This is a genomic window from Petrocella sp. FN5 (assembly GCF_029210395.1).
Classification (GTDB): Bacteria; Bacillota; Clostridia; order Lachnospirales; family Vallitaleaceae; genus Petrocella.
This window is the reverse complement of record NZ_JARGDP010000006.1, coordinates 36,524-51,918: the sequence shown is the minus strand read 5'-3', so window position 1 is coordinate 51,918 and position 15,395 is coordinate 36,524. Positions and strand designations below refer to the sequence as shown.

Below are 15,395 nucleotides of genomic sequence, written 5' to 3'. Positions count from 1 at the left end.
TCAACTCATACATTGCTCAATTCCCACTGTAGGATCTCTTTGCGGCTTCCGGCCAACTAGGTAGCTGAAATTTGGATCGCCTCAGGGAAAGTTGAGTTAATTATCTATGATTAAGATATCAAAACTATATGGTTTTGACCTTTTAACCATCTATCTATATTATAGCTGACTAGGTAGGTATTACCATTAAAAAACCATTAGAATTCAAAATATACTATCTGTCTACTATCCAAGATATGCTTTTTTTACATCCTCATGGTCCAGCAGTTCTTTTGCGTTACCTTCAAGAACAATTTTACCGGTTTCAAGAACATAAGCCCTATCTGCGATGGACAAAGCCATATGAGCATTTTGCTCAACCAACAAAACTGTAACACCTTGTTTATTAACTTCTACAATGGTGTCAAAAATCTCTTTCACCAATATGGGCGCAAGCCCCATGGATGGTTCATCCATAAGTAAGATATCCGGCTTACTCATTAAAGCACGTCCCATAGCCAACATCTGTTGTTCGCCACCTGACATGGTACCTGCAAGCTGTTTACGACGTTCTTTAAGTCTTGGGAATTTCCTATAGATGTTCTCATAACTTTCTTCAATCTCAGCTTTGTCTGTTCTTAAAAATGCACCCATCTCAAGATTTTCCTGAACGGTCATTTTTGCAAAAACACGTCGACCTTCCGGCACTTGTGCCATACCCATACCTAGAATCTTATGGGCTTCAACGCCGGTAATCGTCTTATCCATAAGACTGATACTACCTTCAGTAGGCTTTAGAAGTCCCGAAACTGTATGTAACGTCGTTGTTTTTCCGGCTCCATTGGCACCAATTAATGTAACAATCTCACCTTTGTTAACTTCAAAGGACAAACCCTTAAGAGCGTGAATCGCACCATAGTATACATTCAGATTTTCTACTTTTAACATTTTGTCACCTTCCTTTTATTGACCTAGATAAGCACCAATAACTTTCTCATTGGATTTAATCTCAGCCGGTGTACCGGCAGCAATCATCCTGCCATAATCTATGACGACAATTCTCTCACATATACCCATAACTAAGCTCATATCATGTTCAATAAGAAGAATGGATACTTTAAACTTTTCTCGAATAAAGGCAATGGTTTCCATCAGCTCCTTGGTTTCTTGTGGGTTCATACCCGCAGCCGGCTCATCCAATAACAATAGTTTTGGGTTGGTAGCAAGCGCTCGACAAATCTCAAGCTTTCTTTGCTTACCATAAGGCAGATTACTTGATAATGCCCCCGCATCCGCTTCCATATTGAAAAGTCCAAGGAGTTCTCTTGCCTTTATTTCAATCTCTTTTTCTTCTTTCCAGAATTTTTTTCCTCTAAAAACAGCTGATAAAGTGGTATAACTCATATCCTTATGAAAAGCAATCTTAATATTATCAAGAACTGTCAATCCTTTAAATAAGCGAATATTCTGAAAGGTTCTACCAAGCCCTAGATTAACAATCTGATAAGGTTTTTTTCCGTTAACAACTGTTTCTCCAAGTAATACTTTACCTTCTGTAGGCGCGTAAACACCGGTCAACATATTAAAAATAGTTGTTTTTCCGGCACCATTGGGTCCAATAAGGCCCACCAGTTCATTTTCCTTTATTTCTATACTAAAATCAGATACGGCTTTAAGTCCTCCAAAAGTCATACCTATATGTTCCGTCTTTAATAAACTCATGGTATTACCTCCTAGTCCGCATTTTCTATTTTAGTTTTTTTGCTGAATCGATTGAGTAACTTAATAAGTGAAAATTCTTTTCTTCCAAGTAGGCCATCTGGTTTGAAAATCATAAGTATGATTAAAGTCAATGCGTAAAAGACCAACCTAAGCTCATCGATAGAATATAAGAATTCATTAATGAATGCAAGGGCCAATGCCGCTATAATGGTACCGGTTATACTACCCATACCACCTAAAACAACAATGATGAAAAATTCTACAGAAAACATAAAATTGAATTTTTTGGGATCCAGTATTCTTTGATAAAAACCTAAAGCACCACCACCAACACCGGCAATAAATGCAGAAACAACAAAACCATACACTTTATAGAATGTGGTGGGAATACCTACTGACTCAGCTGCAATCTCATCCTCTTTGATGGACAAGATGGCTCTACCATGTCTAGAACGTATAAACGCGAATAAAAACGCTATGACCACCACCACCAAAAAATAAATTTCCGTGAAATTAACGTATCTTGGAATACCTTTAAGGCCTGCAGCACCACCTGTAAATGGCAGATTAAGCAAGGCGATACGAATAATTTCACCAAACCCTAAGGTGACGATACCTAGATAATCACCGCGAAGCCTAAGAGCCGGAATACCTATGATTAAACCAAAAATTCCGGCCATCAGACCACCCAATATTAATCCGGCTACCAATTCTACATATTTTGGTAAATCGACCGCAATGGCAAATAGCGCTGCTGTATATGCACCAATAGCCATAAAGCCGGCATGACCAAGGGCTAGCTGACCCAAATAGCCTGTTGCCAGATTTAAGCTGGCTGCAACAATAATATAAATACCGGCTAGAATAAGGATACCGTTATAATAATTATTAATAACCTTTATTTGAATCAAGTAAAAAACAATAGCGTAAACAACCATAATGGCTGTTATATTCTTCAAATAACCTGAAACGACTTTTTTATCCATGATGATTACCTACACTTTCTCTCTCGTATTTTTTCCAAGGATGCCTGCAGGTTTAAAAATTAACACAATGATTAGGATACCAAACACAAAAGCATCTGCCCATGTGGTCGATACATAACCCTTCGTCAAGGTCTCAATCAACCCAATAACAAAACCACCCAGCATCGCACCCGGTATAACGCCGATGCCACCTAATACAGCTGCAACAAAAGCCTTAAGGCCCGGCATCATACCCATATAGGGCTCTACTTGATAGTAGTTGATTGCATATAATAAGCCACCAACGGCGCCAAGTGCGGAACCGATTGCAAAGGTTATAGAAATGGTTTTATCTACGTTAACACCCATTAACTTAGCTGCTGATTTGTCTTCTGATACAGCACGCATGGCTTTTCCTGTTTTTGTTTTTTTGACAATAAATTCCAAAAGTAACATAAGTCCTACAGATAATAGAATGGTTATGATTGCAAGATTGGAAATAGCAATGCCCGGTGCAATCTCAATTCTTTTTAAAGCAATGACCGCCGGCATTCTTCTAGGTTGTGCACCAAAAAGAAGTCTGAATAGATTTTGCAAAAGCATACTCATACCAAGGGCGGTAATAAGAGCCGATATTCTTGGGGCATTTCTAAGAGGCTTATAAGCCAATCTGTCTATAGTCATACCAACCAAGGCACATAGAATCATAGAGACGACCAAGGCCAGACCAAAAGGTACGTTGAACGTTGCTAATGCGAAAAAACCAAAGTAAGCACCGATCATTAATATGTCGCCATGGGCAAAGTTAATTAGCTTTACAATACCATAGACCATGGTATAGCCTAAAGCAATCAAGGCATATATACTTCCCACATTAAGACCGTTAATAACTTGTTGTATAAATTGTGCCATGAGCACACCTCCTAGGTTGATTTGAGTACTGCCGCAAAGTCGCTAATAAAAAAACTAAGTTTCTCTAGTTCACATACAATCTATAGATTACGTTGATACGTTCATAACTATATATTGTATGTGAAAGTTCAACTATATAGTTTTGGCGCCTTAACCTATTTATTAGTGCTTTTGCGGACGCACCCAACAGTTTCGTACATTAAACCGTTGAATTCATCCGTAACGCAAAATAATAAGGGGATAACCCCCTTATTATCTTACTGGTTTATTGAATATTCAACTTAAAACTTAGTTGCCTGATACTTTTGCCTCAAGCTCTAACTTACCATCTTTTACAGTTATAATGGATATGTCTTTGATTGGGTCACCATTTTCATCAAATGTAATATAACCACATACCGCCGGCATATCTGTTGCTTTTAATGCTACTAATACTGCTTCTGCATCTGTACTACCCGCTGCTATAATAGCTGCTAACATAACATTGGTTGCGTCATAAGCAAGTGCGCCTAGTGCGTTTGGTGTTTCACCAAATTGTGCTTCATAAGATGCGATAAAGTCTTGTACAATTGGATCTGGATCTGTTGTTGAATAGTGATTTGCAAAGAAATAACCTTCTACTTCGGCTGCGAAATCGTTTTGGATACCATCCCAACCGTCACCACCAAGTAATACTGATTCAATACCTAGCTCACGTACTTGAGAAGCTACAACACCAACCATATTAAAATAGTCGGGTACAAAGATTACATCCGGTGCATTGGCCTTAACTTTAGTAAGGATTGCACTGAAATCATTATCTGCATCTGTATAACCTTCTGCATCCGTAATGGTGCCACCACCTGCTTCAAAAGTCTCAGTAAAGGCTTTTGCTAAACCATCTGAATAGTCACTACCAACATTGGTAAATACCGCTGCTGTTTTTGCTTCAAGATTTTCCATTGCAAATTTTGCAACTACACTACCTTGGTATGGGTCAATATAGCATGCTCTAAACACGTAATCAAGACCTGGTGTTACATCTTTGTTAGTTGCTGTTGGTGAGATCATAGGAATGCCTAGCTCATTGGCAATCGGTGCCACTGCAAGCGTTGTTGTAGAGATAACAGGGCCGATTAAAGCGTCAATCTTATCAACATCTACCAACTTGTTAAATAGGTTAACGGTCTTAGTTGAGTCACCTTCGTTGTCATAGAAGAACAATTCCACATCAGCGCCATTTACGCCGCCAGCTGCGTTAATCTCTTGAATGGCAAGTTCCACTGAGTTCTTAACCGCTTGTCCATATGGTGCAAGTGCGCCACTTGTTGGTGCAAGAAGACCAAGTCTTACAGCTTCACCTGAAGCTTCTGTCTCAGTCTCAGTTTCTGTTGCATCTGGTGTTGTTGGTTCAGCATCATTGCCTGCACATCCTGTTAAGAACGTTGAAAGAACGATGACTAAAACCAATGCTAATGATAAAAGTTTTTTCATATAATTTTCCACCCTTTTCTATTTTGCTCTTCTGAGCTATTTTTATCATGGTCACTTAAAAAAGAATCCATGACTTCACAATAATGAAATTATACACGCTTTTTCTTTCATTTTCAAGCGGTTTTGCACTTTATCTTGCTATAATGGTGAATTTATACAACGTCAACGTATAATTTAAGCTCAAACCTTGATTTTTGGACTTATTTTCGAGTGTTACTTAAAAATACATAGTTATTTTTTTTAGTTTTCTTTTAATTACCTTAATATGTAAAAAATATATTGTGAAGGATTAATGATTCTATTATTCATTTTTATCGAGTCACAACCATAATGTCCAAAATAATAGAGCCATCTTACGTTAAGACCATAAGTTTTAAGGCATATGATGGCTTTTCGAGTATATTTCTATCACAAGCTTGATCCCTTTATGAAGAAAAGATCGCAGATTAATATACTACTGTAACATGATAGTTTTCATCACGAAGGGCTTTTTTGATTTCTTTAACGTGCTTATGGCCATTGGTTTCTAGCGTTATTTCCAATTGAACATGCATAAACCGGTCAATGGTCTTAAACTGATTATGCTCAAGCTTAATAACATTGGCTTTATGATCTGCCAGTATTTTTGCAATCTTTAACAACTCACCTGGGGTGTCATGTAACTCCACCGAAAAACAAAACAAACGTCCTCTAGAGATTAATCCTCGGTTAATCATTTCAGAAATGGTTACCACATCAATATTACCGCCACTAATAACACTTACTATTTTTTTATTTTTATAAGGTAGCTTTTTTAAAGCCGCTAAAGAAAGAACCCCTGCATTTTCTACAATCAACTTTTCTTTCTCCACCATGAGTAGAAAAGCTTCCAATACATCAACATCAGAAACAACAACAATCTCATCCACATAATTCTTAACCATGGAAAATGTTAATTCTCCCGGACGTTTAACCGCTACACCTTCTGCTATGGTAGATACGGCAGTCAGTTCACTAACACAGTTGTTTTGCATCGAATAATTCAAAGTCTGTGCGCCCTTGGGTTCAACCCCTATTACGCGTATCTTTGGATTGATTTCTTTAATGGCACAGGCTATACCACTGATGAGACCGCCGCCACCAATCGGAACGATAACGATATCAACATCTTCAAGGTCTTTCATAATCTCAAGCCCTATCGTCCCTTGTCCTGCAATAACATAAGGATCATCAAAAGGATGTACAATGGTGGCGCCTTTATCATTATGAATTTCCATAGCCATCCCATGGGCATCGTCATAACAATCTCCAAAAAGCACCACTTCAGCACCATATTCCCTGGTTGCTTCTATTTTTATTAATGGCGTCTGACTGGGCATGACGATGGTTGCCTTCACCCCTAGTTTATTTGCTGCAAAAGCGACACCTTGTGCATGATTACCGGCCGATGCGGCTACAATACCACATGAGCGTTCCACTTCTGTCAGATGACTAACTTTATTATAGGCACCGCGAATCTTGAAAGCACCTGTTATTTGTAGGTTTTCCGGTTTTAAATACACTTCATTACCGCTTTCAGCACTAAATACCTGGCTATAAATTAAAGGCGTCTTCTTAATCACATCTGCGAGTAAGTCAGCCGCCTCTTTTATCATCTCTATTTGCATAATACACCTCATATTCTAAGAATAAGGATGTCGAATAAAAATTCAACATCCTTATTAAAAATAACATTATGATTATGGATTGTCAACAGGCATTAGAACTTATTAAACCTATAGCCAGCACCCCAAACTGTCTCTATAATTTTTGGTGTGGATGGATTTTTCTCTATTTTCTTGCGTATTTTCTGTATATATACCGCCACAGTTGCAATATCACCATACTCATCTTCACCCCATATACGGTCAAATAGAATGGTTTTGCTGTGCACGATATCCGGATTTTTCATAAAAAACTGAAGCATATCAAACTCTGTTGCCGTAAACGCTACCTCTTTTCCACCAATAATCACCTTTCTTGCTTCCTTATTAAGAACGATGTTGTGATACTCCAAGGTAGCCCCATCTTCATTGCTTTTTAGGAACCTTTCATAACGTGCCAACTGATTTTTGACTCTGGCTATAAGCTCACTTGGGCTAAATGGCTTCGTTATATAATCATCTGCACCTAGTCCCAAGCCTTTAATCTTATCAATATCATCATTTCGTGCTGATACAATAATCATTGGGATGCTTAACTCATCACGAATCATCGCACATATATCAAACCCATTGATTGTAGGCAACATCACATCAATAATAATAAGGTCATACATTTTGGTTCTGGCTTCCTTTACACCCTCTAATCCGTCTGCCACGATTTTTGTCTCGTAACCGTTCATTTCTAAATAATCCTTTTCAAGACCTGCAATGTTTTTATCATCTTCAATAATTAATATCTTAGCCATGCTTTACCTCCTTTTGTTGATCTAACAGTGTGAAGTGAATGGTCGTCCCCTTACCGGGTGTGCTCTCTGCCCATATGTTGCCGCCATGAGCTTCAACTAATTGTCTGGATATAGAAAGACCCAGTCCTGTACCACCTACATCCTTGCTTCTTGAATCATCACCTCTGTAAAACACCTCGAAAATCTGATGAATATGGGCTTCATCAATACCAATCCCATTGTCTGATACACGTACCATAATGCCATGCTTCTCACCTTCTAAAGCCTTCACTTCTATGTGTAATTTCAGATTTTGCTTGTCATTATACTTAACTGCGTTTCCTATTAAGTTGGTTACAATTCTATGAACCAACTTTGAATCTATGGCCATAATAAATGCATCATCAATATCTATATCATAAACCACTTTTGCACCTTGTTCTTCCAAGTCGATTTTCTTTTCAACACATATATCCAAAAAATAGTCCTTAACAGAAATAGGTTCAAAATGATATTCCATTTGATTAATATCCAGCTTTGAAAAAAGAAAAAGGTCATCAATAAGCTGGTTGGTATACTGCGCATTTTTATAAATAATATCCATATAAGTCTGCATTTTTTCTTCCGTATTGGCAACTCCTTCATTAATACCTTCTACATAACCTAGAATAGATGTGATGGGTGTTTTTAGGTCATGTGATATGCCGGCTATAAGCTCTTTACGGTTTTGTTCATATTTTTCTTTGACCGCTTGGCCTTCTTTTAATTGTACGCTCATTTTATTAAAAGAATGAAAAAGCCCACTGATCATGGTAGGAACTGTATCATCCACTGTATAGCCATAATTGCCACCCGCCACCTCATCTACAGCCTGTTGAAGGTGTTCTAAAGGACGTAAGATGTTGTTACGCATCCTAAAAGAGAAAATTAAGGTGCTGACTTCTCGGATGAAAATAACCATGAAAATCCCCGACAGAATCAATCTAGGAAAATTATATCTTGATAGAAAAAAAAGTAGATAGAAAAACCCTGTGGTCACAAGTAAGAAAATAAATGGAAACAGTCTTAAAAATAACAGATATTTTTTAAGCCTCAAGCGCTGTTCCTCGGTGGTATTGGTATTGTTTCCATTGGTTCTAATAAACGTTTTGATAAAAATCTGATTGGTTACAGGCATCTCTGGTTTTTTTCTCACCGGTTGCTCTGCTCCATCTTTTTCTTTGTTGGCCACAAAGCCACCTCCTTAAAAATTAAGCCTATTTTTTATTATTTTAACACGTACTTCTATATAAGTTCATAAAAACTTATAAAAGCTTTATAAAAATGAGAAAAACAAATCCGCCTGAAGAATTGATAAAATATTGACAAACTCTTAGAAATCTTTTACAATGATAGTAAATTCATTTTCTAAACTCAAGGATGCGTCTAAGAGCAAGGAATTCAAGTATTTCCAGTCACTATGTGAAGTGGGTATCCATGACACAGCAGGGTTGGGTTTTCTTATACCTTTTTTTACTCTATAATCTTAATTTTTTTGAAAGTAGGTCATTATGGATTTTCGAACAGAAAAAGACCAGTTAGGCTCCATGTTTATTCATTCAGATGCCTACTATGGCATACATACCAAACGGGCTCTTCATAATTTTTCACTGGCAGGTCGCCCGGTTCATATGGATTTAGTGCGTAATCTGGTGCTTGTAAAAAAAGCCTGTGCCATGGCCAACAAACAAACCGGGGCACTTAATTCCAAGATTGCAAATAGTATCATAGCTGCTTGTGACCAGATTATGTCCGGTGATTATGATGATCATCTTGTGACGGACGCCTTACAAGGCGGTGCTGGCACCTCCACAAACATGAATGTGAATGAAGTCATTGCAAATGTTGCTCTAGAACAGATGGGTCATCCTAAGGGCGATTACAACATCATTCACCCCATTGACCACGTAAATCTATCCCAATCTACCAATGATGTATACCCGACCGCTTTAAGAATAACTGCCATCTATAAAGTCAGAATCCTTGCTGGCCATTTGGCGACTTTACAGGAAAATCTACAAGTAAAAGAACAGGAATTTTCTTATGTATTAAAACTGGGACGCACTCAGCTCATGGATGCTTTACCCATCACCCTTGGCCAAGAATTTGCTGCCTATGCCAAAGCCATCTCAAGAGACCGATGGCGCATATATAAAGTTGAAGAAAGGCTTCGTGAAGTCGGCATCGGTGGTACAGCGGTTGGCACCGGACTTAACGCAACCATGCCTTATATTTATATGGTAACCGACCTACTTAGAGACTTAACCGGTCTTGGCATTGCACGCAGTGACCTTCTCATGGACACCTACCAGAATATGGATGTTTTTGTAGAGGTTTCCGGTTTTCTAAAAGCCTGTGCTACAAATTTGATAAAAATAAGCAGTGACTTAAGATTAATGGCTTCCGGTCCTACCGGCGGACTAGACGAAATAAGCATGAAACCCTTACAAGCCGGTTCATCTATTATGCCCGGCAAGGTCAATCCCGTCATCTGTGAATCTGTTCTCCAAGCAAGCCTAAAGGTCATCGGTAACGATGCCGTAATAACACAAGCTTCTTATTTGGGACAATTAGAGCTTAACGCCTTTACACCCTTAATTGCCGATGCTCTTATTGAATCACTGGACTTACTTATACGAAGTGTGGATGCCTTTGACCAATTATGCATTCAGACCTTAACCGCTAATGAGGATAACTGCAGGCATCACTTGGAAAAATCTACCGCTCTTAGTGCCGCCTTAATCCATCACCTTGGGTACGAACAAACCGCAACCATAACACAAGCAGCAAAAGATGAAGACATAACCCTTAGAAATTATCTAATAAAACACCAAGTATTGCCTGAAGCTACAGTAGATCTTATTCTAAACCCTAGACAAGTGACCAAACCGGGTATTCCCGGCAAGTCATAAGGAGAATCGTATGAGCCTTAATCAAACACCCCAATCCAACCGCATACATATTGCTTTTTTCGGGCAAACCAATGCCGGCAAGTCCAGTCTAATCAATGCCGTTACCCAGCAAGACATCGCTTTGGTCTCCGAGGTAAGGGGTACAACAACGGATCCTGTTTATAAAGCAATGGAACTTCTTCCCTTAGGACCGGTCATGCTCATTGATACCGCCGGACTTAACGACACTACTGGGCTTGGTACTTTGAGAAAACAAAAAACATTGGAGGTGCTCAATAAAACCGACCTGGCCGTTCTCGTGATCGACGGCCTCCAATCTTCTTTTGAATTTGAAAAAAAACTTATTGAAACCATTCATAATAAAAAAGTTCCCTTAATCGGTGTGATTAACAAAATGGACCTTACTGCCTTGGATGTTTCTAGGCAAGAAGCCTTGTCAAAAGACTTAGGCATCCCTATCTATCCTGTATCAAGCGTAACTAAAGAAGGGATCAAAGAACTAAAAATAGCTATGAGTCAAGCACTGCCTCTTGACGAAGATGCTTTCAGAATTGTCGGTGATTTGGTTCATCCAGGTGACTTTGTTGTCTTGGTCACCCCTATAGATAAAGCCGCGCCCAAAGGACGCCTCATCTTACCCCAACAACAAACCATAAGAGATATACTAGAAAGTGATGCCATAGCCATTGTCTGTAAAGAGCATGAACTTAGAGAGACTTTAGATCGACTGGGTACCAAACCCCAACTGGTCATCACTGACTCACAGGCCTTTTTAAAGGTTGCAGCCGATACCCCAAAGGATATTCTCATGACTTCTTTTTCCATTCTTTTTGCCAGACACAAGGGTGACCTCCTACAACTTGTTAAAGGTGCAAAAGCCATAGAAGCCCTAAAAGATGGTGATAAAGTGCTCATCTCAGAAGGCTGTACCCATCATAGACAGTCCGACGATATCGGTAGTGTCAAAATCCCGAGATGGCTCAAACAACTCACCGGTAAACAATTGCATTTTGATTATGTATCCGGTGTAAGTTTTACAGATTCTGCTAAAGATTATGCCTTGATTATCCACTGTGGTGCCTGCATGCTCAACAAAAAAGCCATGGCCCATCGGCTTGAAACAGTAGAAACCCTTCAAGTCCCAATTGTCAATTACGGCGTTATGATTGCCTATGTACACGGCATTCTTGACAGAGCACTGGAACCCTTTCCACTTGCAAAAATGATATGGGATGAGGTGAATTAGCATGATAGAAAATCGAATTGGCGTTGTAGGTATCGTAATAGAAAAAGACGGTGATGTACATCGCATTAATCAAGTCTTACATGACCACAATCAGATCATCGTCGGTCGAATGGGACTACCCAATATCAATGGGCGTAAGATCAGTATTATTTCTGTTGTCGTCGATGGGACAACCGATCAAATTGGAAGCCTAACCGGCCAACTCGGCGCCCTAAAAGGCGTCAACGTCAAAAGCGCACTATCAAAGAAAGACAATAAATAACATAAAATGGAGGATTACAAATGCAGAATTTTATAGATGACCAAAAAATAAGGACATTATTAGAAGCGGGTTACAAACATAGTAAAGAAGACATACGTGCCATCATAGAAAAAGCCAAAACCTGTGTCGGTTTGAGCCTAGAGGATGTCGCTGCCCTCTTACAGTTTGAAGACCAAGAACTGTTAAATGAGATGTTCGCTTGTGCCAACCACATAAAAAACACCATCTACGGTGATCGCATCGTTATGTTTGCACCTTTGTATATCTCTAACTATTGCGTCAATGGCTGCACTTATTGTGGTTATAAACAAAGCAACACCATAGCAAGACGTAAGTTGACCGATCAGGAAATTGCAAGGGAAGCCCTGAAAATCGAAGCTATGGGCCACAAACGTATCGCACTAGAAGCTGGGGAAGATCCCATCAACTGTGATTTGGACTACGTGCTTCACGCTATGGATGTCATCTATAAGACCAAAAGTGACAATGGGGCCATAAGACGTATCAACGTTAATGTGGCTGCAACAACCGTAGAAAATTACAAGCGACTCAAAGCAGCCGATATCGGTACTTACATCCTATTTCAAGAAACGTATCATCGACCCACTTATAAAAAATACCATCCAAAAGGACCAAAATCCAATTACGAATACCATCTGACCGCTATGGATCGTGCTATGGAAGGTGGTATTGATGATGTGGGTATTGGTGCTCTTTTCGGACTCTATGATTACAAATATGAACTACTAGGGATGATGATGCACAAAGAACACCTGGAAGAAGTCTTCGGTGTTGGACCCCATACCATGTCTGTACCACGCATCAAAAAAGCCATGGATGTAGCGGTTGAAGCTTACCCACACGCTGTTGATGATGAAGCATTTAAACGTTTGGTGGCTATAATCAGACTGGCCGTTCCCTACACCGGCATCATACTCTCAACAAGAGAAGAGGCTAGCTTTAGAGAAGAAGTCATTCATATCGGCGTTTCTCAAATCAGTGCCGGTTCCAAAACCGATGTGGGTGGTTATACGGATGAAGAAAAAATGGCAAGTCAGTTTCAACTTGCCGATGAGCGTCCGCAACATGAGATTATAAAGTCCTTACTGGAAAAAGGCTTCTTGCCAAGTTACTGTACGGCTTGCTACCGTGCCGGTAGGACCGGTGATCGATTCATGCAAGTTGCAAAAAGCGGCCAGATTCATAATCTATGTCAACCCAATGCCTTGCTTACTTTAAAAGAGTACCTAGAAGATTATGCAGATGAGGATCTAAAGACACTTGGTGAAGCTACAATTAAAATCCACATCGATCGAATTCCCAGTGAAAAGATGAAGCAAACAACCCTTTTGCGTCTAAAAGCCATTGAAAAAGGTGAGAGAGACCTTTTCTTCTAAGATTTTAGATTTTGAAAAGACAATCTTCCAAAGCTTGAAGATCCAGTATCTTAACTGTATTCTGATAAAAGTCTATAATCCCTTCCGTCTTCATTTTCCCCATGGTCCTAGACAAGGATGGTCTTGGCACATTCAAGTAGCCTGCCAACTCCTTCCTACTAAGAGGTATATTAAAAGTCATCTGTCGCCTAGCCTTATACTCTTCCAAGATATAACTGGCCACTTTTTCCTCTATGGTTTTAAAAGACAATATAGATGTCTTCTTATTTAGCATAACAACTTTATTTGAAATGACAGATACAAAATTTTTGAGAATGGATTCACACCCCTCCATTAGTTGCAAAACATCTTGCCTATTAATATACAAAACTTCTGTTTTAATGGTCGTGATAATCGTGGCAGGATACTTAGATACATTTGAAAAAACAATGACTTCTCCGAAAATATGACCGCTTTCCAAGTAAGTCAACGTCATGTAATGTCCAGCCGGAAACTCTTTTCTCAGTTCTAGATTTCCTGAAAGAACAATCCCAATTTGGTTACAATCCTCCCCTTCCCTGGCAATGACTTCGTTCTTGTCATAGTTTTTTACTTGATAATTCATTTTGTTCATATTAAGCAAAATACAATCCGGTGTCATGGTCCTAAAGAGGTTGACCCCGCTAAGTACCTCAATAATCTGTTCTTTTTTCATCGTATCACCCTTCTTGATTATGTGTTATAGTGATTCTTCAATGTGCTGAAGCTTCGTTCAATCATCTTGAAGAATCATTATAACATAGGAAATAGTAGGTACAAAACACTAAAAAAATGATATAATATAAGAGCTCAACAATCATACAACTTGAAAGGATGATATTATGCTAAATTATACTTGGTCAATGGATTATAGTGTTCAGAACCCTGTTTTGGACGACCACCACAAAAATCTATTAAAACTCTTTAATGATGCTTACGACTTGATTATTTCCCAAGCACCTGTGGAAAATACCATCAAACTCATTAGTGAACTAAAGGTCTATTCTATTTTTCATTTTACAGAAGAAGAAAAGCTAATGAGAGCAGCCAATTATCCAAACTATGAAGAACATGTAAAAGAACACAAAAAATTCGTAGAAGATGTGACCAAATTCAAAGACGCTATATCCGAGCAAACTTCGGAACTCAATGAAGAAATATTCCTTTTTCTAAGTGATTGGCTCATTCATCATATACAAAAGACTGACCGAAAATACATTGACTTTCTCTAAGGTCTATTTAATATATCCACATGATACTTATAAAGTTGTGATCTATAATACGATTCTTCATAGAATAATTTTAGGTCATTTTGGGCGTAAGTAATACCTGTTATTTTCAAGAGCGCTGTTTGCTTATTTAATCCCATGGCCTCCATAATAATTCTACTTGAGATATTGGCTTCAATATCGCAAGTAATATGGGTCAAGTCATATCCATATTTTTTTTCAAGTATCTTATATAATGAAGACGTCAAATCATGTTTATGAATGCCTTCTGCATATTTTTTTGGTATGTATATGGTTTCTAGGGCGATGGGTACACCATCCCCTAGTCTTAACCGTTTAACCTTATAATAAGAATCCATTGGATCCACATTCAGCCATTGGCTGATTTTTTTTACTTGTGAGATTGTGGCAATCTCAATCACTTTTGTTGAAGGAACCATCCCTTGACCAATCAGTGTCTGAGTGAAACTTTTCAAATTCTCCTGATATAGACTGGGTGAAGACACAAATGTGCCACGTCCCATGGATTTGTACAAAACACCTTCCGCTACAAGCTCTGATAAAGCCTGTCTAATGGTCATCCGACTCACTTTGAATACAAGACTCAAATCTCTTTCAGAAGGTATCTTCTCCCCTGCTTTATAATCACCTTCATGAATTCTATGGATTAATTCTTTTTTCACATCTTGGTAGATTGCCATTTCCTCATTCTCCCATCGTTAATAAGTGTATAATGGTTATACTATCAAAAAAAACACTTGTTTACAAATAATTTCTAAAGGTAGTAACACAACCTTCAGTAAAAGAGTAAAAATACTTGACGTGTATACAGTA

Annotated in this window: 15 protein-coding genes; 5 read left to right on the top strand and 10 right to left on the bottom strand. The window is 38.7% G+C overall.

Annotated elements, in window-relative coordinates:
- Nucleotides 1-225: 225 nt before the first annotated feature.
- From P0N36_RS03215 to P0N36_RS03180, 8 genes are all read right to left on the bottom strand, one after another.
- The gene (locus P0N36_RS03215; RefSeq protein ID WP_275841391.1) at nt 226-927 is read right to left on the bottom strand and encodes an ABC transporter ATP-binding protein; all 702 of its coding nucleotides are present in this window, start codon (nt 925-927) and stop codon (nt 226-228) included.
- 15 nt (nt 928-942) lie between these two features.
- The gene (locus tag P0N36_RS03210; RefSeq protein WP_275841390.1) at nt 943-1,701 is read right to left on the bottom strand and encodes an ABC transporter ATP-binding protein; all 759 of its coding nucleotides are present in this window, start codon (nt 1,699-1,701) and stop codon (nt 943-945) included.
- A gap of 11 nt (nt 1,702-1,712) precedes the next feature.
- Nucleotides 1,713-2,687 carry a branched-chain amino acid ABC transporter permease gene (locus P0N36_RS03205; protein WP_275841389.1) on the bottom strand — a complete coding sequence of 325 codons (975 nt, stop codon included), beginning with the start codon at nt 2,685-2,687 and terminating at the stop codon, nt 1,713-1,715.
- A 9-nt stretch (nt 2,688-2,696) separates the two neighbouring features.
- A complete protein-coding gene (locus P0N36_RS03200; RefSeq protein WP_275841388.1) occupies nt 2,697-3,578 on the bottom strand; it encodes a branched-chain amino acid ABC transporter permease in 882 nt (293 codons plus the stop codon).
- Nucleotides 3,579-3,866: 288 nt separating this feature from the next.
- Nucleotides 3,867-5,051 (bottom strand): ABC transporter substrate-binding protein, encoded by a 1,185-nt coding sequence (locus tag P0N36_RS03195; protein WP_275841387.1) that lies wholly within the window; start codon nt 5,049-5,051, stop codon nt 3,867-3,869.
- Nucleotides 5,052-5,497: 446 nt separating this feature from the next.
- Entirely contained in the window at nt 5,498-6,697 is a 1,200-nt protein-coding gene (ilvA, locus tag P0N36_RS03190; RefSeq protein WP_275841386.1) for a threonine ammonia-lyase, read from the bottom strand.
- 92 nt (nt 6,698-6,789) lie between these two features.
- Complete coding sequence (locus P0N36_RS03185) at nt 6,790-7,479, bottom strand: response regulator transcription factor (protein ID WP_275841385.1); 690 nt, start codon at nt 7,477-7,479, stop codon at nt 6,790-6,792.
- Nucleotides 7,472-8,689, bottom strand: coding sequence for a sensor histidine kinase (locus P0N36_RS03180; protein WP_275841384.1), 1,218 nt, complete (start codon nt 8,687-8,689; stop codon nt 7,472-7,474). Before P0N36_RS03180 ends, P0N36_RS03185 begins: the two co-directional genes overlap by 8 nt.
- Before the next feature lie 319 nt (nt 8,690-9,008).
- On the opposite strand from P0N36_RS03180, the gene P0N36_RS03175 reads away from it, so the two are divergent.
- Genes P0N36_RS03175 through hydG form a run of 4 tightly spaced genes read left to right on the top strand, consistent with a single transcriptional unit; the run spans nt 9,009 to nt 13,314 of the window.
- Nucleotides 9,009-10,409, top strand: coding sequence for an aspartate ammonia-lyase (locus P0N36_RS03175; protein WP_275841383.1), 1,401 nt, complete (start codon nt 9,009-9,011; stop codon nt 10,407-10,409).
- A gap of 10 nt (nt 10,410-10,419) precedes the next feature.
- Nucleotides 10,420-11,655 (top strand): [FeFe] hydrogenase H-cluster maturation GTPase HydF, encoded by a 1,236-nt coding sequence (gene hydF, locus P0N36_RS03170; protein ID WP_275841382.1) that lies wholly within the window; start codon nt 10,420-10,422, stop codon nt 11,653-11,655.
- 1 nt (nt 11,656) lies between these two features.
- Nucleotides 11,657-11,917: a TM1266 family iron-only hydrogenase system putative regulator gene (locus P0N36_RS03165; protein WP_330683937.1), complete on the top strand. Its 261-nt coding sequence runs from the start codon at nt 11,657-11,659 to the stop codon at nt 11,915-11,917.
- 20 nt (nt 11,918-11,937) lie between these two features.
- On the top strand, nt 11,938-13,314 hold the full coding sequence (hydG, locus tag P0N36_RS03160) for a [FeFe] hydrogenase H-cluster radical SAM maturase HydG (protein ID WP_275841381.1): 1,377 nt from the start codon (nt 11,938-11,940) through the stop codon (nt 13,312-13,314).
- Between the two features lie 4 nt (nt 13,315-13,318).
- On the opposite strand, the gene P0N36_RS03155 is transcribed toward hydG, so the two are convergent.
- Nucleotides 13,319-14,008, bottom strand: a complete 690-nt coding sequence (locus tag P0N36_RS03155) for a Crp/Fnr family transcriptional regulator (RefSeq protein ID WP_275841380.1) — start codon at nt 14,006-14,008, stop codon at nt 13,319-13,321.
- A gap of 166 nt (nt 14,009-14,174) precedes the next feature.
- Between P0N36_RS03155 and P0N36_RS03150 the strand changes: the two genes are divergently transcribed.
- Nucleotides 14,175-14,564, top strand: coding sequence for a bacteriohemerythrin (locus tag P0N36_RS03150; protein WP_275841379.1), 390 nt, complete (start codon nt 14,175-14,177; stop codon nt 14,562-14,564).
- Here P0N36_RS03150 and P0N36_RS03145 read toward each other — a convergent pair.
- Nucleotides 14,561-15,262: a GntR family transcriptional regulator gene (locus tag P0N36_RS03145; protein WP_275841378.1), complete on the bottom strand. Its 702-nt coding sequence runs from the start codon at nt 15,260-15,262 to the stop codon at nt 14,561-14,563. The two genes, P0N36_RS03150 and P0N36_RS03145, sit on opposite strands and share 4 nt — an antisense overlap.
- Between the last annotated feature and the right edge of the window lie 133 nt (nt 15,263-15,395).